Below are 24,727 nucleotides of genomic sequence, written 5' to 3'. Positions count from 1 at the left end.
CTGGTAACACCTTTTTGTTACCTATCGAAATTGATCGACGTCTCGCTTATCGCTTTGCGCTATTGGGCAGAAAAGCCCGATGTGTCTACGCCGGGCTTTCAGGGGCGGATTGCGCCAACCGGGTGGGCAAATGGCGCAATCGGTCACTTGATTTGGTCAGTGAACGACCAGTCACAAAAAGTAGCGCACCATTTCTTTATTTTTTGTAAGCAGATTCGGATACAGCCCTGCTCTTGGCACTGGGGTTGCACCGCCGGACCCGCTTTGCCTTTGCCCGTCCGATGGGGCGGGAGGCGTGTCGAGCACCTTTGGGGGAGTTTCCTTCAGATCGACGACAACAAGGCCGTGGAATAACGGCTGACACGGTGAACCGCCCGCAGTGGCGGCGCCGCCAAAGAATGATCAGTCCATGGAGTGAGTCCTAATGGAAATCCCAGTTCGCAAGCCCGTCTTGCGTTATGCGCCTGCTCGTGCGGGCTTTGCCCTGGCAGGCATCCTGCCGCTGCTGATGTCCGCCCCGGCGGCCGCCGTCGAGTTCAGCTTCCTCGACAACGAAGTTTCCGGCTCGCTGGACAGCACCATTTCCTACGGCGCCCTGTGGCGCGTCCAGGGCCAGGACAAGACCAACAACGACATCAACAGCAACGACGGCAACCGCAACTTCAGCACTGGCCTGGTTTCCGAGGTGTACAAGATCACTTCCGACCTGGAAGCGACCTACAAGAACTACGGCCTGTTCGTGCGTGGCTCGGCGTTCTATGACACCCAGATCATGGACAAGCGCAACGACTACTACGACCACAACCAGCCGGCCCAGCCGAGCCAGACCTACCCCAACAGCGACCGCTTCACCAGCGAGACCCGCGACGCCGCGGGCAACCGCGCCGAGATCCTCGACGCCTACGTCTATGGCAACTGGGACGTGGCCGACCACCCGCTGACCGCGCGCCTGGGGCGCCAGGTGTTCAACTGGGGCGAGGGCATCTTCTACCGCGGCGGCGTGAACACCACCAACCCGGTGGACGCGGCCAAGTTCCGCCTGCCCGGTTCCGAGCTCAAGGAAGTGCTGATGCCGGTGGAAGCCGCGAGCTTCAACATCGGCCTGACCGACAACCTGTCGATGGACGCCTTCTACCAGTGGAACTGGAAGGAAACCCGCATCGACCCGGTCGGCACCTTCTTCTCCGAGACCGACCTGTTCGCCGATGGCGGCAACACCGCCTATACCACCGTCAGCGCGCTGTCCAACCCGCTGTTCCAGAGCCTCTACCCGCAACTCTCCGCGGCCCACGTGGGCGGCCTGCAGGGCACCGGCTACCTGGACTCCAACGGCGTGTTCAAGGTCGCCAACGTCGGCAAGGACATCAACGCCAAGAACGACGGCCAGTTCGGCGTGGCCTTCCACTATGTGGCTGAAGAGCTGAACTCCACCGAATTCGGCTTCTACTTCGTCAATTACCACTCCAAAGAGCCGACCATCTACGCCGACCTGAACAGCGATTATGCCGGCGTGAACCTCGACCAACTGGCGGGCGTGGGCGGCTTTGGCTCCTACGACCAGCTGGTATCGGCCGCCGGCAGCGGCAACGCCCTGGCCGGGCAGGTGCTGAGCCTGGTCAACGGCGCCACCTCCGTGGACGTCGCCAACCAGGTCAATGCCCGCCGCGAGTACGTCGAGAACATCCGCATGTACGGCTTCAGCTTCAACACCACCGTGGGCGATGCCTCGGTATTCGGTGAGCTGGCCTACCGCCCGAACCTGCCGATCGGCATCGCCACCACCAACGACCTGCTCGGCGACCTGCTGGTCCAGGCGCCGGGGCTGGCCAGCGGCAAGACGGTGAACATCGGTGGCGGTCAGGTCTCGATGAGCGACCAGATCCACAACTACGAGCGCGTCGAGGCCTTCAACACCTCCCTGGGCACCATCTACAACTTCGGCCCATCGCTGTCCTTCGACTCGCTGATGGGCGTGGCGGAGCTGGCTTCCGAGCACCTGCGCGGCAGCGACCTGAAGTACACCGCGTACGACGGCAGCACCCGCTACTACTCCGGCCGCAGCAACGGCGCCTACATCTCCGGCTACGACCGCGACGACCAGGTGAACAAGAACGCCTACGGCTACACCCTGCTGCTGTCGGGTACCTGGAACGACGTGTTCGCCGGCGTGAACATCTCGCCCTACGCCGTCTACAAGGACGACTTCGAAGGCAACTCCTACCAGACCGGCAACTTCATCGAAGGCCGCAAGGCCTACACCCTGGGCGTCAAGGCCACCTACCTGAATGCCCTGGAAGCCGAGCTGCAGTACACCGAGTTCTACGGCGCCGGGCAGAACAACGCCGCTCGCGACCGCGACAACGTCGGCTTCAACGTCAAGTACTCCTTCTAACGATCATCCCGCGCCGGGCGCGATGCCGCCCGGCGTGAACCTCACGGAGATTCACCATGCGCAACATGCGTACCCTGGTCGGCGCCGCGGTGGCCCTGGCCCTGTCCGCCGGCAGCGCGCTGGCGGCGGTTTCCCCGCAGGACGCGGCCAAGCTGCAGTCGAGCCTGACCCCGCTGGGCGCGGAAAAGGCCGGCAACGCCGCCGGCACCATCCCCGCCTGGACCGGTGGCATCACCCAGGCCCCGGCCGGCTACAAGCCGGGCCAGCACCACATCGACCCGTTCGCCGCCGACAAGCCGCTGTACACCATCACCAAGGCGAACCTGGACCAGTACAAGGCCAACCTGACCCCGGGCACCCTGGCGCTGTTCGCCACCTACCCGGATACCTTCCAGATGCCGGTGTACCCGAGCCGCCGCAGTGGTTCGGCGCCGCAGTGGGTGTACGACAACACCTTGAAGAACGCCACCAGCGCCAAGCTGGCCGAGGGCGGCAACGGCTTCGTCGATGCCTTCGGCGGCATCCCGTTCCCGATCCCGCAGAACGGCGTGGAAGCGGTGTGGAACCACATCGCCCGTTACCGCGGCACCTACGTCGTGCGTCGCGCCTCCGAAGTGGCGGTGCAGCGCAACGGCGACTATTCGCTGGTGACCTCGCAGCAGGAAGCGCTGTTCAAGTACTACATCCAGGGCAAGAGCTTCGCTGACCTGAACAACCTGCTGTTCTACTACCTGTCGTTCACCAAGAGCCCGGCGCGCCTGGCGGGCGGCGCCGCGCTGGTCCACGAGACCCTGGACCAGGTGAAGGAGCCGCGCCAGGCCTGGGGCTACAACGCCGGCCAGCGCCGCGTGCGCCGTGCGCCGAACCTGGCCTACGACACCCCGATCGCCGCTGCCGACGGCCTGCGCACCGCGGACGACACCGACATGTTCAACGGCTCGCCGGATCGCTACGACTGGAAGCTGGTGGGCAAGAAGGAAATGTACATCCCGTACAACAACTACAAGGTGTCCAGCCCTGAGGTGACGTACAAGGATCTGCTGACCCCCAACCACCTGAACCCCAAGTACACCCGCTACGAACTGCACCGCGTGTGGGTCGTCGAAGGCACCCTGAAGCCGGGCGCGCGCCACATCTACTCCAAGCGCGTGCTGTTCCTCGACGAGGACAGCTGGGGCGCCGCCGAGGTTGATCAGTACGACGGTCGCGGCGAGCTGTGGCGTGTGTCGCTGGCCTACCTGAAGAACTACTACGAGCTGCCGACCACCTGGACCGCCCTGGATACCTTCCACGACCTGCAGGCCCGTCGTTACCACGTGCAGAACCTGGACAACGAAGAGCCGAGCACCATCGACTTCGGCCAGGCCGTCCCGGACGACTCCTACTTCAGCCCGTCGGCCCTGCGTCGCCGCGGCACTCGCTGAGCCGGTCGACCCAATCAGTAGGGCGCGCAGGCGCGCGATCGCGGGCATGGCCCGCCCTACGAGATGTATCTGCGCTCGGGTTGGCCCTCACCCTAACCCTGGCTGCGCGCCCCGCTCAGAGGGAGAGGGGATCGTTCGTAGCAGGATCAAACCGTGGCGTCAGCCGGTTCGGACTGCCCCCTCTCCCAGAGGGAGAGGGGGCGTTCGGCGCAGGATGAAACCTTGGCGTCAGGCGGTTCGGACGGCTCCCTCTCCCTCTGGGAGAGGGCTGGGGTGAGGGGGATGCATCGGCACGGCCCCCCCCAGAAGAAGACAGTTGCCCCACCTGCAAAGCCCCGCTTCGGCGGGGCTTTTTTATGGGCCACCGGCAACGGTGTAGGAGCGAGCTTGCTCGCGAACCCGCCCACCGCCGGAGCTACCGGTCGGGTCGTTCGCGAGCAAGCTCGCTCCTACACACAGCCATTTGGGGCCGGGCGAAGTTTTACCGGGAGGGCCGAAGACTGGAGGCCGCCCGTTTGAATAGAAGCAAAAAGTGTTACCGCTCCACTCGCCGCAACCCCTCAGCCGCGCACCTTTCGGGGGAGGTGGCCAATGGCAGTCATCCTTTGGAGTGAGGCGCCCGGGGCTTAACAAAAGATAACGTGCCGTGAATTGTCAGCCCCGGAAAAGGCTGGCTATATACCCCGAAACTACATACCGCCTGCATAAGAAAAAGAGGTAAAGGCATATGCGTGAGCCCCTGTGGCGCACTTCGAGCGAGCAGCCCGTTTCGGGAGTGCGACGCTCCTTCCCGATGTCGCGCAAGACGGTTTCCCTGCTCGGCGCGTTTTCCTTTCTGATGATGTCCCTGGCTCCGCTGCACGCCGTTGCCGCAACGGAGGCCGCCAGCGATTCCAACGCGATCATTTCCGCCAAGGCTTCCAGCAGCCTGCTGCTGAGCATTGCCCACGCCGGCAAGCGTCTGGTCGCGGTGGGTGATCACGGGCACATCCTCTACTCCGACGATGCAGGCAAGAGCTGGACCCAGGCCACCGTGCCGACCCGCCAGTTGCTGACCTCGGTGTTCTTCGTCAACGACAAGAAGGGCTGGGCCGTTGGCCACGACGCCCAGGTCCTGGCCACCACCGACGGCGGCACCACCTGGGTGCGCCAGTTCGAAGACCTCAAGCGTGAAGCGCCGCTGCTGGACATCTGGTTCCAGGACGAGAACCACGGCATGGCCGTGGGCGCCTATGGCGCGCTGCTGGAAACCACCGATGGCGGGCAGCACTGGGAAGACGCCAGCGACCGTCTGGACAACGAAGACCAGTACCACCTCAACGCCATCACCGCGGTGAAGGATTCCGGCCTGCTGGTAGTGGGCGAGGCGGGCAGCATGTTCCGCTCCAAGGACTGGGGTGCGACCTGGGAAAAGCTCCAGGGCCCCTATGAAGGCTCGCTGTTCGGCGCCACCGGCACCGCCCGCGCCGGCACCGTCCTGGCCTACGGCCTGCGTGGCCACCTGTTCCGCTCCACCGATTTCGGCGACACCTGGCAGCAGGTCAGCCTGCCGACCGCCAACGGCGGCGAGCTGGAATTCGGCCTCTCCGAAGGCAGCCTGCTCGATGACGGCACCATCGTCGTCGTCGGCCATGGCGGCAGCGTGCTGGAGAGCAAGGACGACGGCGTCAGCTTCAGCGTCGTCAACCGCCCGGATCGCCTGTCCCTCGCGGGCGTGAGCGCGGCCGGCAATGGCAACCTGGTGCTGGTCGGCCAGGGCGGTATCCACCTGGCTTCGGCGACCGGCGCCGAGCTGACAGAACAACAATAAGCCGGGGAGCCGCAATGAACGCTCTGAACAAGCATCAACAGGACAAGGCGACTTTCCTGGAACGCATCATCTTCACCCACCGGCCGTTCGTGATCATCGCGTGCCTGCTGGTGACCCTCTTCCTCGCCTGGTCGGCCACGCAGGTGCGCCCGTCCACCAGCTTCGAGAAGATGATCCCGCTGCAGCACCCGTTCATCCAGAACATGCTGGAGCACCGCAACGACCTGGCCAACCTCGGCAACACCGTGCGCATCTCGGTGGAAGCGGTGAACGGCGACATCTTCACCAAGGAATACATGGAGACGCTGCGGCAGATCCATGACGAGGTCTTCTACATCCCCGGCGTCGACCGTTCCGGCATGAAGTCGCTGTGGAGCCCGAGCGTGCGCTGGACCGAGGTGACCGAGGAAGGCTTCGCCGGTGGCGAAGTGATCCCGCAGACCTACGACGGTTCCGCCAAGGCCCTGGACCTGCTGCGCAACAACGTGCTCAAGTCCGGCCAGATCGGCCGCCTGGTGGCCAACAACTTCAAGTCGAGCATCGTCGACGTGCCGCTGCTGGAGGTCTACCCGGACCCGAAGGACCAGGGCAAGCTGATGAAGCTGGACTACCGCCAGTTCTCCCATGAGCTGGAAGAGAAGATCCGCGACAAGTACCAGCTGCAGAACCCCAACGTGAAGATCCACATCACCGGCTTCGCCAAGAAGGTCGGCGACCTGATCGACGGCCTGCTGATGGTGGTCGGCTTCTTCGGTATCTGCTTCGTCATCACCCTGGTGCTGCTGCTGTGGTTCACCAAGTGCGTGCGCTCCACCATCGCCGTGCTGTCCACCACCCTGGTGGCGGTGATCTGGCAGCTGGGCATCCTGCACCTGATCGGCTTCGGGCTGGACCCGTACTCGATGCTAGTGCCGTTCCTGATCTTCGCCATCGGCATTTCCCACGGCGTGCAGAAGATCAACGGTATCGCCCTGCAGTCCAGTGACGCGGAAACCCCGCTGCTGGCCGCCCGCCGCACCTTCCGCCAGCTGTTCCTGCCGGGCATGATCGCGATCCTCGCGGACGCCGTCGGCTTCATCACCCTGTTGGTGATCGACATCGGCGTGATCCGCGAACTGGCCATCGGCGCCTCCATCGGCGTGGCGGTGATCGTGTTCACCAACCTGATCCTGCTGCCGGTCGCCATCTCCTACATCGGCATCAGCAAGAAGGCGGTGCAGCGCAGCAAGGAAGACGCCGTGCGCGACCATCCCTTCTGGCGCGCACTGTCCAACTTCGCCAGCCCGTCGGTGGCGCCCATCTCCGTGGTCATCGCCCTGGCGATGTTCGCCGGCGGCATGTGGCAGGGCCATCACCTGAAGATCGGCGACCTCGACCAGGGCGCGCCGGAACTGCGTCCGGACTCGCGCTACAACCTGGACAACGACTTCATCATCCGCAACTACTCCACCAGCTCCGACGTACTGGTGGTGATGGTGGCGTCCGAGGCCGAAGGCTGCTCCACCCACCGCACCCTGTCCGCCATCGACGAGCTGGCCTGGCGCCTGGAGAACACCCAGGGCGTGCAGTCGGCCATCTCCCTGGTCACCGTCTCCAAGCAGATGATCAAGGGCATGAACGAAGGCAACCTGAAGTGGGAGTCGCTGTCGCGCAACCAGGACGTGCTGAACAACTCCATCAGCCGCGCCGAAGGCCTGTTCAACAGCAACTGCTCGCTGGCGCCCCTGCTGGTGTTCCTCAACGACCACAAGGCCGAGACCCTCGACCGCGCCGTGGCCGTCGTGCAGGATTTCGCCAAGGCCAACGAGAAGGACGACCTGAAGTTCAAGCTCGCCGCCGGTAACGCCGGTATCGAGGCCGCCACCAACGACGTGATCAAGCACTCGGAACTGACCATCCTGATCCTGGTGTACATCTGCGTGGCGGTGATGTGCCTGATCACCTTCCGCTCCTTCGCCGCGACCCTGTGCATCGTGCTGCCGCTGATCCTCACCTCGGTGCTGGGCAACGCGCTGATGGCCACCCTGGGCATCGGCGTGAAGGTGGCGACCCTGCCGGTGATCGCCCTGGGCGTGGGGATCGGGGTGGACTACGGCATCTACATCTATACCCGCCTGGAGTCTTTCCTGCGCCAGGGCCTGTCCCTGCAGGAGGCCTACTACGAGACCCTGAAGTCCACCGGCAAGGCCGTGCTGTTCACCGGCCTGTGCCTGGCCATCGGCGTCGCCACCTGGATCTTCTCGGCGATCAAGTTCCAGGCCGACATGGGCCTGATGCTGACCTTCATGCTCCTCTGGAACATGTTCGGCGCGCTCTGGCTGCTGCCGGCGCTGGCGCGCTTCCTGATCAACCCGGAGAAGGTGCGTCAGAAGAAGGCGTCGATCCTGGTGCACTGATCGACGCTCCAGCCATAAAAAAACGCGGCCTTCGGGCCGCGTTTTTTTATGCTCTTCGTAGGAGCGAGCTTGCTCGCGAACAGCTTCGCTGCAGCGGCTGGTTCGCGAGCAAGCTCGCTCCTACAAACGCTGTCACGGCAGTATGGCAAACACCCGCGCCGGGAAGCCCGTGCCCTGGGCGATCTTCGGGAAGCTCACCACCGCCAGCGCGCCCGCTTCGGGCACCTGGTCGAGGTTGGCGAGCAGCTCGATCTGGTAGTGGTTGGTGCCCAGGATGTAGGACTCCAGCGAATAATCGTCCTTGGTGGTGGCGATGCCCGGATCGGTGTCGGTGGTCTCGTGCCCGGACGCGGTGATCTTGCGCGTCTCGTACAGGTACACCAGCGCCTCCTTGCTCCAGCCCGGATAGTGCGCCACGCCCTTGGCGTCCTGGTTCTGCATCTTCGCCTGGTCCGGCCAGCGCTTGGACCAGTCGGTGCGCAGCGCCGCGAAGGCGCCTTCGGGTACCGCGCCATGCTTGGCTTCCCAGGCCTTCACGTCGGCCAGGGTGAGCACGTAGTCGGGGTTCTTCGCCACCTGCTCATGGATGTCGAACACCACCAGCGGCAGGAACTGCTCCTTCACGTCGATCTGGTCGACGCTGCGCAGGCCCTTGTGGAAGTGCACCGGCGGGTCGACATGGGTGCCCCACTGGCCGACGTGGCTGTACAGCTCCACCTGGAAGCCGTCCTTGTCCACGGTGTAGAGCGTCTTGCGGCCCATGGGCTCGAAGCCTTTCCAGTGCGGGGTGTCGCTGTCGAAGGAGTGGGTCAGGTCGACCCAGTTGTGTTGCTTGAGGCTGGCGTAGGTATCCCACAGGCCGGGCTGGGCGGCCTGGCTCGCGGCAGGCAGCAGGGCGGCGGCGAAGAGCAGGGCGGGGAGGCGTTGCATGGGTCTGATTCCTTGACGGGGATGGGAGAAAGCGCCTTATCTTTCTCCATCGCTCGACCCGCCTACCAATTCTGAATTCTGCTTTTCTTATTCCTTTTCGTTAGGAGATACCATGTCCTTCCAGCTCATCGAATACGCCGACGCCAGTCCCGAAGTCCGGGCCGTCTATGACGACATCATGGCGACCCGCAAGATCGACTGGGTGAACAACTTCTGGAAGGCCCTGGCCAACCATCCGCAGACCCTCCAGCGCACCTGGGAAAGCCTCAAGCAGGTGATGGGGCCGGGGCAGCTGGACCCGCTGGTGAAGGAGCTGATCTATGTTGCCGTCAGCGTCACCAACAACTGCAACTACTGCATTGGCTCCCACGGCGCAGCGGCGCGCAAGGCCGGCATGGACGACGCCATGCTTGGCGAGCTGATGGCGGTGGTGGCGATGGCCAACGAGACCAACCGACTCGCCATCGGCTACCAGGTGCCGCTGGACGATGTGTTCAAGGGCGCGGTGATGGAGAACTCTGCCGGCTGATGGGATCGGTTCCGCCCCCGGCGACTCCCCTGTAGGAGCGGGCCACGCCCGCGATCCGCCGGCAGGGCCGGCGCTTTCTCTTGCTCCGGTGTTGCAGCTTGCTGCGTCGACTGGGGTGTTTTCTGCGTCGCTTCGGCGTACGCGCAGGTTCCGTGTTTCGCCCCCTCGGGCGAGTCACTTCTTCCAAACGCCGAAGAAGTAATCAAGAAGGCTTGCCCCGACATCCGGTTTTTCGCTTGGGGCGAAAAATGCCCTCGCTCCAGCGAAGTTTCAGGGGCGCGCGTCGAAGGGCCATCCCTGGCCCATCGCCGCTCTCGCGGCATCCATGCCGCTCAACCCCTGAAACTCCGCTTCCGCTCGGCCTCCTGAACGGGGCATTCGGCGCGTGCGGACATTTCTCTGGAAGTCGCTAAGAGCCAAATCCGGATCGGTTGGGCTCTTCGTAGGAACGAGGGGGCGCCTGGCCCTTGCTCGCCAACCCACCAGGCGCCCGGAACATCAGGGGGCGGATTGGGACAACCGCTGAATCGCCTTCACCGGCGTCCCGTCGCTCCAGCGTCCCATGGACAGCTGGGCCGGCCCGCCGCCCAGGGCGTAGTCGCGGTCCTGGCCGTAAAAGGCGGTGTCGCACAATGCATCGAACAGCTTCCAGGGCCCGAACCAGTCCATTGCGTCGGTGGCCAGGGCATTGTGCGCCGAGGGCTGTCCCTGCTTGAGCCGTTGCTTCACACGTTCCTGCACACGATTGAGCAGCCAGCTGGAGGAGTCGCTGGGCGGGTAGCGCGGGTCGAAGCGCGGGGCGGTGGGGGCGGCGTGATTGGCCAGCAGCGGCGGGCTGCCGTGGCGGTCGCTGCGCAGCAGGAGCAGGTCCTTGTCGCGCGCCGCGACCTGGGTGCTTTCTCCGTAGATGCGGCGGGCGTCGTCGCAGGCGACGCGCTCGTCCTCGTCGCCACAGACCGCCAGCAACAGGGTGCCGGTGGGAATGTCCGCCAGCGGCTCCAGCGGCACCTGTCGCCAGCGCTGGCCGCTGCTCCTGCCCGGCTCCACGGCCATCAGCGCGCGCGGCGTGGGCACGCCCAGACGTTGCCAGGACGCCGCCAGGCCGCTGGCGATCAGCCCTCCCGCGGAGTGCCCGAGATAGGCCACGTGCTCCAGCTCCGGCTTCACGCCCAGCTTGCCTGCCCGCAGATCGGCCACGGCGTGGCGCACGGCGTCGGCGGCGTTGGGCAGGAACTCCGCGGCCGGTGTCTTCAGGGTGGCCTGGTAGCGTGGGTAGATGAGGATGGCGCCACGGCGGACGATGTGCTCGATCCAGGCGCGGTACAGGTCCGGCTGCATCACGCTCCAGCCGTGGGTGAACACCACCACCGGCGCGCTGGACGGGGCGGGGCGGTCCGGGGTGAATACCCAGTATTCGTTGCCGTCGGCCGCGAAGTGCCACTGGCGCACATCGGCGTGGGCATAGTGCGAGCCGCCGGGGCCTTGCAGCGGCTGGGGCGGCGGCAGGATCTGGGCGGCGTTCAGGGAGAGAGTGCAGATCGACAGCAGGCCGGCGGCCAGCGTGGAAATCAGCCGGTTGCAACGCATGGAGGCACCTCGGACGGGGATGCCTCCAGCATAGCCGTCAGCGCGGGTACAGCGTCGGCAGGCTGCTGGCTTCCGCCGCTGGCGGGGTGTCCGGATCGGCGCCGGGCAGGGTGCGGATGGCGCGCCAGAGGTCCTCGCCCTGCCAGTTGCGCCCGCCTTCGCTGTCGCTGTAGAGCGCACCGTTGAGGCCGTCGAGCGCATCGGACAGCGGCACGAAACGCGCCGCCATGTCGGCCAGGGTTTCCGGTTGCTGCCGTGCCCAGGCATCCAGGGCCTGGCGGGTGGCGTGCGGGTCGTTGGCCTGGCAGGCGCGGCGCAGTTCATCCAGCAGCGTGCGGGTGCTCGGGCCGGCTGGCGCCACGCGGATCACCGCCGGCTGGCTGCGGGCGCGCCACCAGAGGCCGAAGCCGAGCAGGGTGGTCAGGCTGAGCAGCGCACAGGCGAGCTGCCAGGGCCACAGCAGTACATCGCTGACCGTCGTTTCGCTGGGGGCGGCGGGGGTGTCGGTGTGCTCTTCCAGTTGCGCGTTCGCGGCCACCTGCAGGGTGCGCGCCGGCAGGCTGGTGCGCTCGACGCGGCGCTCCTGGGTATTCCACCAGACCACCTCCACCGGCGGCAGCTCCACCGGCCCGGCCTTGTCGGCGATCAGCGCCTCGCGCTCCTCGCGGCTGCCGATCATGCCCTGGTCGCTGGCTTCATTGGCCAGCTGTGGCTGGTCCGGGTAGTGGCGCAGATTGTCGGGCAGGCTGATCGGCAGCGGCGGCAGTTGCGCGCTGGACAGCCCCTCCACGCGCAGCATGATGTTGCGCGTGAGCGACTCGCCGGCCTTGGCTTGCTCGGGCTGCGGGCTCCAGGTTTCGCTCAGGCTGAGCGAGCGGGCCGGCAGCCAGGGGGCGTCCTTCGGGTAATCGGCGGGCTTGGGGTCGACCTCCAGGGGGATGCTCGGCGAGATCACCCGCACCTGCTTGCCCGGCGGCGGGCCGAAGGGGTTGTAGGCGTCGTTGCGGCCCTGGGCGACCTGGGTGGCGTTGAAGGTCTGACCGGGGATTTCCAGCGTGCCGCTCTTCTGCGGGAAGATCGCGTAGCGCACCTCGATCACGCCGTGGCGCACGCCGTTGATGACTTTTTCGTAGGTGCGCGGCTCGCCCAGCTGCTCGACGCGGGCGTCGTTCATGCGCAGCGGGCTGAGGCTGCTGTCGTCGTACAGCGACACCGAGTGGTAGATGCGCAGGGTGAGAATGACCTGGGCCTGCACCCAGCTCTGCTCGCGGTCGACGCTGGCGTCGATGAACACCGGGGCGAGCTTCTGGCCATCGGCAGTGTCCTCGGCCTTGAGCACCTCGAGGCTGATCGGCTCGCTGGTGTTGCCGCCCAGGTGGATCGGCGGGATTTCCACCTTGCCTTCGCTGCGCGGCTGCAGCGTGATGATCCAGCGCGTGGTGGCCTGGGCCTTGCCGTTGAGCGTGGTGAGGCGGTTGACCTGGCGCGTGCCGAGCACCACGAAGCGCTCGTCCAGCGGCTTGAGGTCGGGCTTGCCGAACAGCGTGGGGTCGTCCGACTCCAGCGTCAGCTCGACGCTCTCGCCCTGGTTCAGGCGCGCACGGTCGACGCTGGCGGTGAAGCTGGCCTCGGCGCGGAACGCGGCGAGGCAGAGCAGGGTCAGGCAGATCAGCCGTTTCATGGGGTGGGTTCCTGGCGCTGCTGCTGTTGCTGGTACCAGAACTTGCGGCGCAATAGCTCGGACGGGTCGTCGGGAATCTGCCGCAGCCACTGTTCCAGGGCCTGACGGCGCTCGTCACCCAGTGGACCGGCATCCTCCGGGTTGGTTTCGGCTTCTTCGCGAGCGTCCTCGCCGGGCCTGTTGCTCTGGCTGGCGGCGGGGCGGTCGGCATCCTGCGATGGGTTCTGCGCCGCCGGCGCCGGCTGCGAGTCGCGTTCGCCGGAGTGCTCGTCTTCCTGCTGCTGGTCTTGAGGCGCGGCGGCCTGGGGATCGCTGCTCTGCGCAGGGTCCTGGTTGTGCGGCGGCGGCTGGTCGCTGTTGCTGCCGGCGGGGTTGTCCTTGCGCTGGCGCAGCAGGTCTTCGAGCAGGGCCTTGTTGCGCCGGGCGGCTTCCAGTTCGGGGTCGCGCTCCAGCGCCTGGTCGTAGGCGTCGATGGCGGCTTCCAGCTCGTTCTGCCGGGCCAGGGCATTGCCGCGGTTGTAGTGGTCGGCGGCCTCGTCGCCCTGGGCGAACGCCTGGGCGGCGTCGACATAATCGCCGGCGCGGTACAGCGCCAGGCCCTTCCAGCGGAAATCCTCGAAACGCTCGGCAGCATCGGCGGGGCGCCCGGCATCGAGCAGGCGCTGGCCCTGCTGGTCGGGGCGCAGCCACAGGTCGTTGAGCTCGAAGGCGTTGGCATCCTGCGGGGGCGCCCACAGCAGCGGCAGCATCAGCGGCAGGCTGAACAGCCAGCCGCGCCGGCCCGCGCAGGCGGCGAGCAGGAGCAGCGGCAACAGCAGCCAGTAACCCTGGTCGGCCCAGCGTTGCAGGCGCAGCAGGGCGTCCTCTTCGCTGACTTGCAGGCCCTGGGTGCTGTCCAGCAGGCCGAGGGAGCGCAGGTCGCCGCTGTTGGCGCGCAGGCGCTGGAAACGGCCGCCCAGGTCGGTGGCGAAGGCGCGCAGCGAGCCTTCGTCCAGGCGCGGAACGAGGATGTTGCCCTGGTCGTCCTTGAGGAAGGTGCCGTCCTCCTGGGCGATGGGCGCGCCGCCAGGGGTACCCACGGCGAGCAGCAGCAGGTCCTTGCCCTTGCCTTTGAGCGCCTGGCGGATGCCCTGGCGTTCACGGGCGTCCAGCGCGCTGGTGATCAGCAGGATGCGGCCGTTGCCCTCGGCGCCGTTGTCCAGCAGGCGGCGGGCCTGGGCCACTGCGAGGTCGGCGCGCTGGCCGGGCTCGGGCATGATCGATGGCTTGAGCGCGTCGAGCAGGTTGCGCGCGGTGCCCAGGTCATTGGACAGCGGTACGAGCGTGTGGGCGCTGCCGGCGTAGACGACGATGGCCGTCTGCGCGTCGCTGCGGCTCTGCAGCAGGTCCAGCAGTTTGTGCCGCGCCTGCTCCAGGCGCGTGGGCTTGAGGTCGGTGGCGAGCATCTGCGGAGTGAGTTCCAGCACCACCACCAGCGGGTCGCTGCGCTCCAGGGTCGGTTGCTCCACCTGCTGCCAGCTGGGGCCGAGCAGGGCGAGCACGGCCAGCAGCCAGGCGATGCCGAGGTAGACCCACGGGCGGCGTTCATGCCGGCCACTGCCGCCGGCCAGCAGCCAGGGGTGGAAGGCCGGGGGCAGCAGCAATTGCCAGCGGCCGGCGCGGCGTTCGCGGTGCCAGAGCTTCCACAGCAGCCAGCCAAGGGGCAGCAGCAGGATCAGCCAGAGCGGGTGCAGCAGGTGCGGCCAGGCGTGGCTCATGGCCGGCGCTCCTTCTGCAGGCGCGTGATCCAGGCCGGCCAGCGCCACTCTTCGGGCGGCCACAGGGTGCCGATGACCAGCGCGGCGCTGATCAGTACCGCCAGCAACAGCGGCCAGCGGTACAGGGCAATGGCCGGGCGCGCCTGGGTCGGTTTCTGTTCCACCGGTTCGAGCTGGTCGAGGCTGTCGGAGATGCGTTGCAGCTCTTCGCCGTTGCGCGCACGGAAGTATTCGCCGCCGGTGCTCTCGGCGATGGCCTTGAGCGTCGGCTCGTCCAGGTCCAGCCCCGGGTTGAGGCCGAACAGGCCGGCGACGCCACCCTGTTTCGGGTCGGCGCCGATACCGATGGTGTAGACCTTCACCTGTTCTTCGGCGGCCAGCTTGGCGGCGGTCTGCGGCGATATCTCGCCGGCAGTGTTGGCGCCATCGGTGATCAGCACCAGCACGCGGCTCTCGGCGGGGCGCTGGCGCAGGCGCTTGACCGCCAGGCCGATGGCGTCGCCCAGGGCGGTGTCCTTGCCGGCGATGCCGATCAGCGCTTCGTCCAGCCAGATGCGCACGGTGTGACGGTCGAAGGTCAGGGGTGCCTGCAGGTAGGCGCGGGTGCCGAACAGGATCAGGCCGACCCGATCCCCCCGGCGGCCCTCGATGAAGTCGCCGAAGAGTTTCTTCACCAGGTCGAGACGGCTGAGGTCGGCGCCATCCCAGGTCATGTCGGCGTAATCCATGGAGCCGGAGACGTCCACCGCCACCAGCAGGTCGCGGCCGGTGGCAGGGATCGGCAGCGGCTCGCCGACCCACTGCGGGCGCGCGCCGGCCAGCAGCAGGCACAGCCAGAGCAGGGCGAAGGGCGCCTGCTGGCGCCAGGCCGGCAGGCGCGCGCGGGCGCGGCGACCGGCGAGGCCTTCGAGTTCCTTGAGGAAGCTCACCTTGATCGCCGCCTCGCCGCTGTCGGCCGGCGGCAGGATGAAGCGCATCACCCAGGGCAGCGGGGCGAGCAGGAAGATCCACGGCCAGGCGAACTCAAACATGCTTGCGCACCCAGGTTTCCACCGCGGCGGCGAGGCCGTCGATGGCCTTGTCGTCCAGCTTGCATTCGGCGCGGTAGCCGCCTTCCACCAGGATCATCCAGCGGGTCAGGCCGGCGGCCGGGCAGCGGGTGTCGAGGAACGCCAGCCAGGCGCGGCCGCTGAGGGTGTGGCTGTGGCTGTCCGGCCAGCGGGCGCGCGACAGCCGCTTGAGCAGGCCGTTGAGCGCCTGCAGCCAGGGGCCGGCCGGCGCGCGGTCGTAGGGGCGCGGCAGGCGCTTGAGTTCTTCCAGCGCGGCTTCGCGCAGCGGGTCCAGCGGCACCTCGGCGACCACCTTGGCCTTGCGTTTGGGCAGCCAGCGCCGGCGGTTGCGCCACAGCGCCCAGAGCAGCAGCGGCACCAGCGCGGCGAGCAGCCACCAGCCCGGCGCCGGTGGCCACCAGGGCACCGCGGCGGGCTCGATCAGCGGTTGCAGCTGGTCGAGGGGATTCATTGGGCGTACCCCGGCTGGTGCTGTTCCAGCAGGTTGCGCAGCTGTTCCACCAGTTCTTCCTGGGTGGTCAGCGGCAGCAGCGGCACGCCCAGGCGCAGGGCCAGGCGTTGCCAGCGTTCGCGGCGGGCTTCGCCGAGGGCGCGGTAGGCCAGGCGCTGCTCATCAATGTGGGTGTCCAGTTCCAGTTGCGCCTGGCCTTCGGCAAATCTCAGCAGCCCGGCGGCGGGCAGGGCGTGGTCGAGCGGGTCGGACACCGGCAGCAGCACCAGGTCGGTGTGCCGCGCCAGCAGGGAGAGTTGCTGCTCGGCCACCTCGCTCAGGGCGCGCTCATCGCACATCACCATGATCAGGCTGCCGGGGCGCAGCACCTCGCGGGCGCGCCGCAGGGCCATGCCGAAGCCGTCGCCGCTGTGGCTGAGGTGGGAGCCGGCGAGCAGGGCGTTGTTGGCCCGCACGATCAGGTTGAACAGTTGCAGCAGGCTCTGCTTGCTGCGCCGGGGCTTGATCTCGTGGCATTCGCTGTCGGTGAAGACCAGCCCGCCGATGCGGTCGTTGTGCGCCAGCGCGGCCCAGCCGACGAAGGCGGCGGCGCGGGCGGCGAGCACGGACTTGAAGCTCAGGCCGGAGCCGAAGAACAGCCGCGCGCTCTGTTCGACCAGGACGAAGACCGGGCGCTCGCGCTCTTCATGGAACAGCTTGGTGTGCGGCTCCTGGGTGCGCGCGGTGACGCGCCAGTCGATGGTGCGCACGTCGTCGCCGGCCTGGTACACGCGTACCTGGTCGAAGTCCACGCCGCGGCCGCGCAGGCGCGAGTGGTGCAGGCCGATCAGCGGGCTGCGCCGCGACGGCGTGGAGAACAGCTGGACTTCGCGCAGGCGGTGACGAATCTCGATCAGCTCGCCGAGCGAGACGGCCACGCCGGGCGCCAGGACGTTGTGCATGTCAGGCGACGGCGACCACGTCGAGGATGCGCTGGACCACGCGGTCCTGGTCGATCCCGGCGGCTTCCGCCTCGAAGGTGAGGATCAGGCGATGGCGCAGCACGTCGAAGAGCATCGCCTGGATGTCTTCGGGGCTGACGAAATCGCGCCCGGCCAGCCAGGCGTGGGCGCGCGCGCAACGGTCCAGGGCGATCGAGCCGCGCGGGCTGGCGCCGTAGGACAGCCACTCGGCCAGCTCGGCGTCGTACTTGGCCGGGGTGCGCGTGGCCATGATCAGTTGCACCAGGTACTCCTCCACCGCGTCGGCCATGTACAGGCCGAGGATTTCCTGGCGGGCGGCGAAGATGGCTTCCTGGGTGACCCGGCGCTCGGGCTTGGTCTCGCCGTGCAGCGCTTCGCCGCGGGCCTGCTGGAGGATGCGGCGCTCCACGGAGGCTTCCGGGTAGCCGATCTTCACGTGCATGAGGAAGCGGTCGAGCTGGGCCTCGGGCAGCGGGTAGGTGCCTTCCTGCTCGATGGGGTTCTGCGTCGCCATCACCAGGAACAGCGGCGGCAGGTCGTAGGTGCTGCGGCCCACGCTGACCTGGCGCTCGGCCATGGCTTCGAGCAGGGCGGACTGCACCTTGGCCGGCGCGCGGTTGATCTCGTCGGCCAGCACCAGGTGGTGGAAGATCGGCCCCTGCTGGAACACGAAGCTGCCGTTCTCCGGACGATAGATCTCGGTGCCGGTGATGTCGGCCGGGAGCAGGTCGGGGGTGAACTGGATGCGGTGGAACTCGGCCTCAAGGCCCTCGGCCAGGTCTTTGATCGCCTTGGTCTTGGCCAGGCCCGGCGCGCCTTCCACCAGCAGGTGGCCGTCGGCGATCAGGGCGATGAGCAGCCGCTCGATGAGCTTTTCCTGGCCGAGGATCTGGCTGGAGAGATACTGGCGCAGTGCAAGGAGCGACTCACGATGTTCCATCGCGTGGATTTCCTGGACGAAGGGTGGGGCTGTCGGGGCGCCTACTTTACTGCATCGGCCATCACTCTTGCAGCGCTGCGCTGCGAGCCTTGTGCGGCGCTACCGGTTCCGGCGGCGGCGCGATGCCGGGCAGGGGCGTCAGGCAACGCAGCGTGCTGTTGGGGTTGCGCTGATGGCGCATGTCGCGCGCGCCGCCGTGGACCACCGCGAAGCGGTAGACCCAGGCCACCAGGCGCGGCATGCCGGCGCGCAGCAGCATGCGGTGGAACAGCTCGTCCGCCTCGGCCTTGGTCACCGGGGCAACGTTGAGGAACTGATACAGCGCGTCGTGCACCAGGCTGGCGTGGTGCGCCACCGGCCAGAACATCACGCGTTCCTTCTGCTGGCCGTGGCGCAGGCACTGCACGCTTTCCAGGTGCTCCCACCAGTCCGGCGTGCCGAGGGTGGCGACCCAGAAGAACGGTACTTTCGGGGAGCAGCCATCCCAGGCGTAGGTGCGCGTGCAGCCGAAGTCGTAGCCGACGGTGCCGGCGGCGAGGTCGACGCTGGCCGGGCCCGGGTTGATGATGATGCGCCCGTCGTGCACCACCAGCCACTCGCTATAGAAGAAGCGGCCGTTGAATACCGGGTCCTCGCAGACCAGCGGGAAGTCGATGTAGTTGATCCACGGGCCGTTGCGGTCGCGGCTGCAGAAACCCCACTCGCGCACCGAGCGTTCCCGCGCGGCTTCGACCCGGCGCAGGCGTTCGTCGCGCCCGACGATGCGCGGCAGCAGCACGCCGAGGTAAACGGGCACGGCGCCGATCAGCAGCGGGCGCACGGCTTCATCGAGGAACAGCCAGGCGAGCACCAGCAGCGTCGCGCCCAACAGGGTGACCAGCAGGTTGTCGAGGTGGCGCAGCAGTGGGCGGTGCAGGGGCGGGTGGCGTTGCATGGCATCCATTCCAGGGCAGGGATGGCCATGATAGCGCTATGACATTTCCTGCGGCAGATGCGGAACGATCGTACTGCGAAATCGCTTGTTTCCAGATGGGCGCACGGCCTGCATGCCGTTGACCGAATATGTCGCAGCTCCGTAAGCCAGCGCCGGGTGACTCCCGATAAGCTCGGCGGCATCGGTGACTGTCCGGTCGGGCTGTCAATCGAGGGTCACACTGCCCGGATATATCTGTGCCCCACCTGATGTACGGCGAGAAGCGATCTACGCTCAATCCAACAAAACGAGCCCAGCGGAGTAACAACATGGCGTTCTTCACCGCAGCCAGCAAAGCCGACTTCCAGCAACAACTGAAAGCGGCCCTGGCGCAGCACGTCGACGACAAGGGTCTGCCACAAGTGGCCCTGTTCGCCGAGCAGTTCTTCGGCTTCATCTCCCTCGACGAATTGACCCAGCGCAGGCTGTCCGACCTGGTCGGCTGCACGCTGTCTTCCTGGCGCCTGTTGGAACGCTTCGACCCCGCCCAGCCCATCGTGGCGGTGTACAACCCCGATTACGAAAAGCACGGCTGGCAGTCCACCCACACCGCCGTGCAGGTGCTGCACCCGGACCAGCCGTTCCTGGTCGACTCGGTGCGCATGGAGCTGAATCGCCGCGGCTATAGCATCCACACCCTGCAGACCAACGTGCTCAGCGTGCGCCGCAACGCCAAGGGCGAGCTGCTGGAAATCCTGCCCAAGAACAGCACCGGCAAGGATGTGCGCCAGGAATCGCTGATGTACCTGGAGATCGACCGCGTCTCCCAGGCCGGCGAGCTGCGCACTCTGGAAAAAGCCCTGCTGGACGTGCTCGGCGAAGTCCGCCTGGCGGTTGCCGACTTCCCGGCCATGCGCACCAAGGCCGAGGAGCTGCTGGCCTGGCTGGGCAAGTCCAAGGCCAAGGCCCGCGCCGAGGAAACCGCCGAAGTTCGCGCCTTCCTCGAGTGGCTGCTGGACAACCACTTCACCTTCCTCGGCTATGAAGAATTCACCGTGCAGGAGGAGGCCGACGGCGGCCACCTGGTGTACGACGAGAAGGCCTTCCTCGGCCTGACCAAACTGCTGCGCGCCGGCCTGAACAAGGACGACCTGCACATCGAGGACTACGCGGTCGCCTACCTGCGCGAGCCGGTGCTGCTGTCGTTCGCCAAGGCCTCGCAGCCCAGCCGTGTGCACCGCCCGGCCTACCCGGACTATGTGTCGATCCGCGAGATCGACGCCAAGGGCAAGGTCGTCCGCGAGTTCCGCTTCCTCGGCTTGTACACCTCGGCGGTCTATGCCGAGAGCGTATTCGACATCCCGTTCATCCGCGGCAAGGTCGCGCAGGTGCTGAAGAACTCCGGCTTCGACAGCAAGGCGCACCTGGGCAAGGAGCTGGCGCAGATCCTCGAAGTGCTGCCGCGCGACGACCTCTTCCAGACCCCGGTGGACGAGCTGTACACCACCGCGATGTCCATCGTGCAGATCCAGGAACGCAACAAGATCCGCCTGTTCCTGCGCAAGGACCCGTACGGCCGCTTCGCCTACTGCCTGGCCTATGTCCCGCGCGACATCTATTCCACCGAAACGCGGATGAAGATCCAGCAGGTGCTGATGGAGCGCCTGAAGGCCAGCGACTGCGAGTTCTGGACCTTCTTCTCCGAGTCCACCCTGGCCCGCGTGCAGTTCATTCTGCGCGTCGATCCGAAGAACCGCATCGACGTCGACGCCGCCCAGCTGGAGCAGGAAGCCATCCAGGCCTGCCGTTCCTGGCAGGACGACTACGCCGCGCTGGTACTGGAAAACTTCGGCGAAGGGCAGGGCAACAACCTGCTGGAAGACTTCCCCAAGGGCTTCCCGGCCGGTTATCGCGAGCGCTTCTCCCCGCATTTCGCGGTGGTCGACCTGCAGCACCTGTCCAGCTTGTCCGACAGCCGCCCGCTGGTGATGAGCTTCTACCAGCCGCTGGCGCAGGGTGAGCAGCAACTGCACTGCAAGCTGTACCACGCCGACACGCCGCTGGCGCTGTCGGACGTTCTGCCGATCCTGGAGAACCTCGGCCTGCGCGTGCTCGGCGAGTTCCCCTACCGCCTGCGCCACACCAACGGCCGCGAGTACTGGATCCACGACTTCGCCTTCACCTACGCCGAAGGCCTGGACGTCAACATCCAGGAGCTCAACGAAACCCTGCAGGACGCCTTCGTCCACATCGTCAACGGCGATGCCGAGAACGACGCCTTCAACCGCCTGGTGCTGACCGCTGGCCTGCCGTGGCGCGACGTGGCCCTGCTGCGCGCCTACGCCCGCTACCTCAAGCAGATCCGCCTGGGCTTCGACCTGGGCTACATCGCCAGCGCGCTGAACGCCCACGTGGACATCGCCCGCGAACTGGTGCGCCTGTTCAAGACCCGCTTCTACCTGGCCCGCAAGCTCACCGCCGAGGACCTGGAAGACAAGCAACTGAAGCTGGAGCAGGCCATCCTGGCGGCGCTGGACAACGTCCAGGTGCTCAACGAGGACCGCATCCTGCGGCGCTACCTCGACCTGATCAAGGCGACCCTGCGCACCAACTTCTACCAGCCGGACGCGGCCGGGCAGAACAAGAGCTACTTCAGCTTCAAGTTCAACCCCAAGGCCATCCCGGAAATCCCCCGTCCGACGCCGAAATTCGAGATCTTCGTCTACTGCCCGCGCGTGGAGGGCGTGCACCTGCGCTTCGGCGACGTGGCCCGTGGCGGCCTGCGCTGGTCCGATCGCGAGGAAGACTTCCGCACCGAAGTGCTGGGCCTGGTGAAGGCGCAGCAGGTGAAGAACGCGGTGATCGTGCCGACCGGCGCCAAGGGTGGCTTCATCCCGCGTCGCCTGCCGGTGGGCGGCAGCCGCGATGAAATCCAGGCCGAGGCCATCGCCTGCTACCGCATCTTCATCTCCGGCCTGCTGGACATCACCGACAACCTCAAGGAAGGCAAGGTCGTGCCGCCGGCAAACGTGGTCCGCCACGACGCCGACGACCCCTACCTGGTGGTGGCGGCGGACAAGGGCACCGCAACCTTCTCCGACATCGCCAACGGCATCTCCGCCGAGTACGACTTCTGGCTGGGCGACGCCTTCGCCTCCGGCGGCTCGGCCGGCTACGACCACAAGGGCATGGGCATCACCGCCCGGGGCGGCTGGGTCTCCGTGCAGCGCCACTTCCGCGAGCGCGGCATCGACGTGCAGAAGGACAGCGTGACCGTCATCGGCATCGGTGACATGGCCGGCGACGTGTTCGGCAACGGCCTGCTGATGTCCGACAAGCTGCAGATGGTGGCGGCCTTCAACCACCTGCACATCTTCCTCGACCCCAACCCGGACCCGGCGGCGAGCTTCGCCGAGCGCCAGCGCCTGTTCAACCTGCCGCGCTCCAGCTGGGCCGACTACGACACCTCGCTGATCTCCGCGGGCGGCGGCATCTTCCTGCGCAGCGCCAAGAGCATCACCCTGACCCCGGAAGTGCGCGCGCGCTTCGACATCGACGCCGAGCGCCTGACCCCGACCGAGCTGATCCACGCGCTGCTCAAGGCGCCGGTGGACCTGCTGTGGAACGGCGGCATCGGCACCTACGTGAAGTCCAGCGATGAAACCCACGCCGACGTCGGCGACAAGGCCAACGATGGCCTGCGCGTGGACGGCCGTGAGCTGCGGGTGAAAGTAGTGGGCGAGGGCGGCAACCTCGGCATGACGCAGCTGGCACGGGTCGAATTCGGCCTCAACGGCGGCGCCTGCAACACCGACTTCATCGACAACGCCGGTGGTGTGGACTGCTCCGACCACGAGGTCAACATCAAGATTCTGCTCAACGAGGTGGTGGCCGCCGGCGACATGACCAGCAAGCAGCGCAACAAGCTGCTGGCGGAAATGACCGACCAGGTGTCCGAACTGGTGCTGGGCAACAACTACAAGCAGACCCAGGCGCTGTCCCTGGCCGAGCGCCGCGCCCGCGAGCGCATCGCCGAGTACAAGCGCCTGATGAGCGATCTGGAAGCCCGCGGCAAGCTGGACCGTGCGCTGGAATTCCTGCCCACCGACGAGGCGCTGGCCGAACGCATCGCCGCCGGCCAGGGGCTGACCCGCGCCGAGCTGGCCGTGCTGATTTCCTACAGCAAGATCGATCTGAAGGAGCAACTGCTGGGCTCGCTGGTGCCGGACGACGACTACCTGACCCGCGACATGGAGACGGCCTTCCCGCAGACCCTGGTCGATACCTTCGGCTCGGCCATGCGCAAGCACCGGCTGAAGCGCGAGATCGTCAGCACGCAGATCGCCAATGACCTGATCAACCACATGGGCATCACCTTCGTGCAGCGCCTGAAGGAGTCCACCGGCATGACGCCGGCTAACGTGGCGGGTGCCTATGTGATCGTGCGCGATGTCTTCCACCTGCCGCACTGGTTCCGCCAGATCGAGGCGCTGGACTACCAGGTGCCGGCGGAAGTGCAGCTGACGCTGATGGACGAGCTGATGCGCCTGGGCCGCCGCGCGACCCGCTGGTTCCTGCGCAGCCGTCGCAACGAGCAGGACGCCGCCCGCGACGTGGCGCACTTCGGTCCGCGCATTGCCGCCCTGGGCCTGAAGCTCAACGAACTGCTCGAAGGCCCGACCCGCGAACTGTGGCAGGCACGCTACCAGGCCTACGTCGACGCGGGCGTGCCGGAGCTGCTGGCGCGCATGGTCGCGGGTACCAGTCACCTCTACACCCTCCTGCCGATCGTCGAAGCGGCGGACGTCACCGGCCGCGACCCGGCCGATGTGGCCCGCGCCTACTTCGCCCTGGGCAGCGAGCTGGAACTGACCTGGTACCTGCAGCAGATCAGCTCCCTGCCGGTGGACAACAACTGGCAGGCGCTGGCCCGCGAAGCCTTCCGCGATGACCTGGACTGGCAGCAGCGAGCGATTACCGTGTCCGTGCTGCAGATGCAGGACGGCCCGGCGGAGATCGACGCGCGCGTGGCGCTCTGGCTGGAACAGCACGCCCCGATGGTCGCCCGCTGGCGCGCGATGCTCGCCGATCTGCGGGCGTCCACGAGCACCGACTACGCCATGTACGCCGTGGCCAACCGCGAACTGCTCGACCTGGCGCAGAGCAACCAGCCAGGAACCAACCCGGCCTGATGCTCAACGCCTGGCAAACCGTTTGATGCTCCAGCCCCGCCTCGTGCGGGGCTTTTTTTCGCCTGGATACCAGCAACCCTGTAGGAGCGGGCCATGCCCGCGACGTGAGTCCCCGCGCACGGACCTCCCGCCGAGCACCCACGCAGGATGGTGCTGGATGCAGCGATGTCTACCGATTGGGGTAGGGCGAGTCGTCGGGCCAGTGCTCTATTGAGAAAGCGGCAGAACTCGGTTCGCGAGCAAGCTCGCTCCTACAGCTCGCCCTTGGTCGAAGCGCTCTTCGTAGGAGCGAGCTTGCTCGCGAACAGCACGATAAGTGACCCATCGCCACACTCGCCGGGCACGGGGCTGTATCGCTGGCCTTCAGAGGCAAAAGGGAAAACGCGTTCCGCCGCGAGGGGCTTAGCGGAGATGCTCTGCTTGTCCGGATACGGCGTGGATGTTCAGCTCCCGCTCCGCCCATCCTCATGCGGCTCGGTCAGTGCCCGGCGGTACTTGGCGTACAGCTCGTCGGACATGTTGCTGGCGCCCAGCATCTTCAGCGCGAAGGACTTCACTTGCTCATCGCTGTAGGGCTCCTGGTGCGGAGCCGGCTGGTTGGCGCAGCCCACCAGCCACAGGGGCAGGGTCAGGGAGAGAAGGGCAAGGGCACGGTTCATGGTTTTCACACGCAGGCTGGTCCGGGATGCTGGT

The 24,727-nt window shown here is 66.8% G+C and carries 16 protein-coding genes; 6 read left to right on the top strand and 10 right to left on the bottom strand.

Going from position 1 to position 24,727, the window contains the following annotated elements:
• Positions 1-424: 424 nt before the first annotated feature.
• The 4 genes from N0B71_RS27465 (at position 425) to N0B71_RS27450 (ending at position 8,022) form a co-directional block, all read left to right on the top strand.
• The gene (locus tag N0B71_RS27465) at positions 425-2,392 is read left to right on the top strand and encodes a DUF1302 domain-containing protein (RefSeq protein ID WP_259756249.1); all 1,968 of its coding nucleotides are present in this window, start codon (positions 425-427) and stop codon (positions 2,390-2,392) included.
• Positions 2,393-2,448: 56 nt separating this feature from the next.
• Entirely contained in the window at positions 2,449-3,816 is a 1,368-nt protein-coding gene (locus N0B71_RS27460) for a DUF1329 domain-containing protein (protein ID WP_259756248.1), read from the top strand.
• Between the two features lie 727 nt (positions 3,817-4,543).
• A complete protein-coding gene (locus N0B71_RS27455) occupies positions 4,544-5,626 on the top strand; it encodes a WD40/YVTN/BNR-like repeat-containing protein (RefSeq protein ID WP_259756246.1) in 1,083 nt (360 codons plus the stop codon).
• A 14-nt stretch (positions 5,627-5,640) separates the two neighbouring features.
• Positions 5,641-8,022 (top strand): efflux RND transporter permease subunit, encoded by a 2,382-nt coding sequence (locus tag N0B71_RS27450; protein WP_259756244.1) that lies wholly within the window; start codon positions 5,641-5,643, stop codon positions 8,020-8,022.
• Between the two features lie 132 nt (positions 8,023-8,154).
• Here the strand turns inward: N0B71_RS27450 and N0B71_RS27445 are convergent, their stop codons facing one another.
• On the bottom strand, positions 8,155-8,952 hold the full coding sequence (locus N0B71_RS27445; protein ID WP_259756241.1) for a cyclase family protein: 798 nt from the start codon (positions 8,950-8,952) through the stop codon (positions 8,155-8,157).
• Positions 8,953-9,064: 112 nt separating this feature from the next.
• On the opposite strand from N0B71_RS27445, the gene N0B71_RS27440 reads away from it, so the two are divergent.
• The gene (locus tag N0B71_RS27440; RefSeq protein WP_259756239.1) at positions 9,065-9,481 is read left to right on the top strand and encodes a carboxymuconolactone decarboxylase family protein; all 417 of its coding nucleotides are present in this window, start codon (positions 9,065-9,067) and stop codon (positions 9,479-9,481) included.
• Between the two features lie 498 nt (positions 9,482-9,979).
• On the opposite strand, the gene N0B71_RS27435 is transcribed toward N0B71_RS27440, so the two are convergent.
• The 8 genes from N0B71_RS27435 to N0B71_RS27400 all read right to left on the bottom strand — a co-directional run bounded on the left by N0B71_RS27435 (position 9,980) and on the right by N0B71_RS27400 (position 18,863).
• A complete protein-coding gene (locus tag N0B71_RS27435) occupies positions 9,980-11,068 on the bottom strand; it encodes an alpha/beta hydrolase fold domain-containing protein (RefSeq protein WP_259756238.1) in 1,089 nt (362 codons plus the stop codon).
• A gap of 37 nt (positions 11,069-11,105) precedes the next feature.
• Complete coding sequence (locus tag N0B71_RS27430; RefSeq protein WP_259756237.1) at positions 11,106-12,749, bottom strand: BatD family protein; 1,644 nt, start codon at positions 12,747-12,749, stop codon at positions 11,106-11,108.
• Entirely contained in the window at positions 12,746-14,506 is a 1,761-nt protein-coding gene (locus N0B71_RS27425) for a VWA domain-containing protein (RefSeq protein WP_259756236.1), read from the bottom strand. Before N0B71_RS27425 ends, N0B71_RS27430 begins: the two co-directional genes overlap by 4 nt.
• Positions 14,503-15,537: a vWA domain-containing protein gene (locus tag N0B71_RS27420; RefSeq protein ID WP_259756234.1), complete on the bottom strand. Its 1,035-nt coding sequence runs from the start codon at positions 15,535-15,537 to the stop codon at positions 14,503-14,505. The genes N0B71_RS27425 and N0B71_RS27420 overlap by 4 nt, the downstream gene beginning before the upstream one ends.
• The gene (locus tag N0B71_RS27415) at positions 15,530-16,027 is read right to left on the bottom strand and encodes a DUF4381 domain-containing protein (RefSeq protein WP_259756232.1); all 498 of its coding nucleotides are present in this window, start codon (positions 16,025-16,027) and stop codon (positions 15,530-15,532) included. The genes N0B71_RS27420 and N0B71_RS27415 overlap by 8 nt, the downstream gene beginning before the upstream one ends.
• Complete coding sequence (locus N0B71_RS27410; protein WP_259756231.1) at positions 16,024-16,968, bottom strand: DUF58 domain-containing protein; 945 nt, start codon at positions 16,966-16,968, stop codon at positions 16,024-16,026. Before N0B71_RS27410 ends, N0B71_RS27415 begins: the two co-directional genes overlap by 4 nt.
• A gap of 1 nt (position 16,969) precedes the next feature.
• Entirely contained in the window at positions 16,970-17,929 is a 960-nt protein-coding gene (locus tag N0B71_RS27405) for an AAA family ATPase (protein ID WP_184589183.1), read from the bottom strand.
• 61 nt (positions 17,930-17,990) lie between these two features.
• Positions 17,991-18,863: a DUF1353 domain-containing protein gene (locus N0B71_RS27400; RefSeq protein ID WP_259756230.1), complete on the bottom strand. Its 873-nt coding sequence runs from the start codon at positions 18,861-18,863 to the stop codon at positions 17,991-17,993.
• A 308-nt stretch (positions 18,864-19,171) separates the two neighbouring features.
• Between N0B71_RS27400 and N0B71_RS27395 the strand changes: the two genes are divergently transcribed.
• Positions 19,172-24,034: an NAD-glutamate dehydrogenase gene (locus tag N0B71_RS27395; RefSeq protein ID WP_259756228.1), complete on the top strand. Its 4,863-nt coding sequence runs from the start codon at positions 19,172-19,174 to the stop codon at positions 24,032-24,034.
• Between the two features lie 443 nt (positions 24,035-24,477).
• Here N0B71_RS27395 and N0B71_RS27390 read toward each other — a convergent pair whose 3' ends face one another.
• Positions 24,478-24,693 carry a hypothetical protein gene (locus tag N0B71_RS27390; RefSeq protein ID WP_259756227.1) on the bottom strand — a complete coding sequence of 72 codons (216 nt, stop codon included), beginning with the start codon at positions 24,691-24,693 and terminating at the stop codon, positions 24,478-24,480.
• Positions 24,694-24,727 lie beyond the last annotated feature (34 nt).

This window comes from Pseudomonas sp. GCEP-101 (assembly GCF_025133575.1).
Classification (GTDB): domain Bacteria; phylum Pseudomonadota; class Gammaproteobacteria; order Pseudomonadales; family Pseudomonadaceae; genus Pseudomonas; species Pseudomonas nitroreducens_B.
The sequence above is the reverse complement of the archived record's forward strand: the minus strand, read 5'-3'. Positions and strand labels throughout refer to the sequence as shown.

Bases quoted from the DNA above. Each gene is read 5' to 3' on its own strand.
- N0B71_RS27435 (WP_259756238.1), bottom strand. From the start codon at position 11,068: ATGCGTTGCAACCGGCTGATTTCCACGCTGGCCGCCGGCCTGCTGTCG.
- N0B71_RS27450 (WP_259756244.1), top strand. From the start codon at position 5,641: ATGAACGCTCTGAACAAGCATCAACAGGACAAGGCGACTTTCCTGGAA.
- N0B71_RS27405 (WP_184589183.1), bottom strand. From the start codon at position 17,929: ATGGAACATCGTGAGTCGCTCCTTGCACTGCGCCAGTATCTCTCCAGC.
- N0B71_RS27410 (WP_259756231.1), bottom strand. From the start codon at position 16,968: ATGCACAACGTCCTGGCGCCCGGCGTGGCCGTCTCGCTCGGCGAGCTG.
- N0B71_RS27390 (WP_259756227.1), bottom strand. From the start codon at position 24,693: ATGAACCGTGCCCTTGCCCTTCTCTCCCTGACCCTGCCCCTGTGGCTG.
- N0B71_RS27425 (WP_259756236.1), bottom strand. From the start codon at position 14,506: ATGAGCCACGCCTGGCCGCACCTGCTGCACCCGCTCTGGCTGATCCTG.
- N0B71_RS27400 (WP_259756230.1), bottom strand. From the start codon at position 18,863: ATGCAACGCCACCCGCCCCTGCACCGCCCACTGCTGCGCCACCTCGAC.
- N0B71_RS27455 (WP_259756246.1), top strand. From the start codon at position 4,544: ATGCGTGAGCCCCTGTGGCGCACTTCGAGCGAGCAGCCCGTTTCGGGA.
- N0B71_RS27415 (WP_259756232.1), bottom strand. From the start codon at position 16,027: ATGAATCCCCTCGACCAGCTGCAACCGCTGATCGAGCCCGCCGCGGTG.
- N0B71_RS27420 (WP_259756234.1), bottom strand. From the start codon at position 15,537: ATGTTTGAGTTCGCCTGGCCGTGGATCTTCCTGCTCGCCCCGCTGCCC.
- N0B71_RS27465 (WP_259756249.1), top strand. From the start codon at position 425: ATGGAAATCCCAGTTCGCAAGCCCGTCTTGCGTTATGCGCCTGCTCGT.
- N0B71_RS27460 (WP_259756248.1), top strand. From the start codon at position 2,449: ATGCGCAACATGCGTACCCTGGTCGGCGCCGCGGTGGCCCTGGCCCTG.
- N0B71_RS27440 (WP_259756239.1), top strand. From the start codon at position 9,065: ATGTCCTTCCAGCTCATCGAATACGCCGACGCCAGTCCCGAAGTCCGG.
- N0B71_RS27430 (WP_259756237.1), bottom strand. From the start codon at position 12,749: ATGAAACGGCTGATCTGCCTGACCCTGCTCTGCCTCGCCGCGTTCCGC.
- N0B71_RS27445 (WP_259756241.1), bottom strand. From the start codon at position 8,952: ATGCAACGCCTCCCCGCCCTGCTCTTCGCCGCCGCCCTGCTGCCTGCC.
- N0B71_RS27395 (WP_259756228.1), top strand. From the start codon at position 19,172: ATGGCGTTCTTCACCGCAGCCAGCAAAGCCGACTTCCAGCAACAACTG.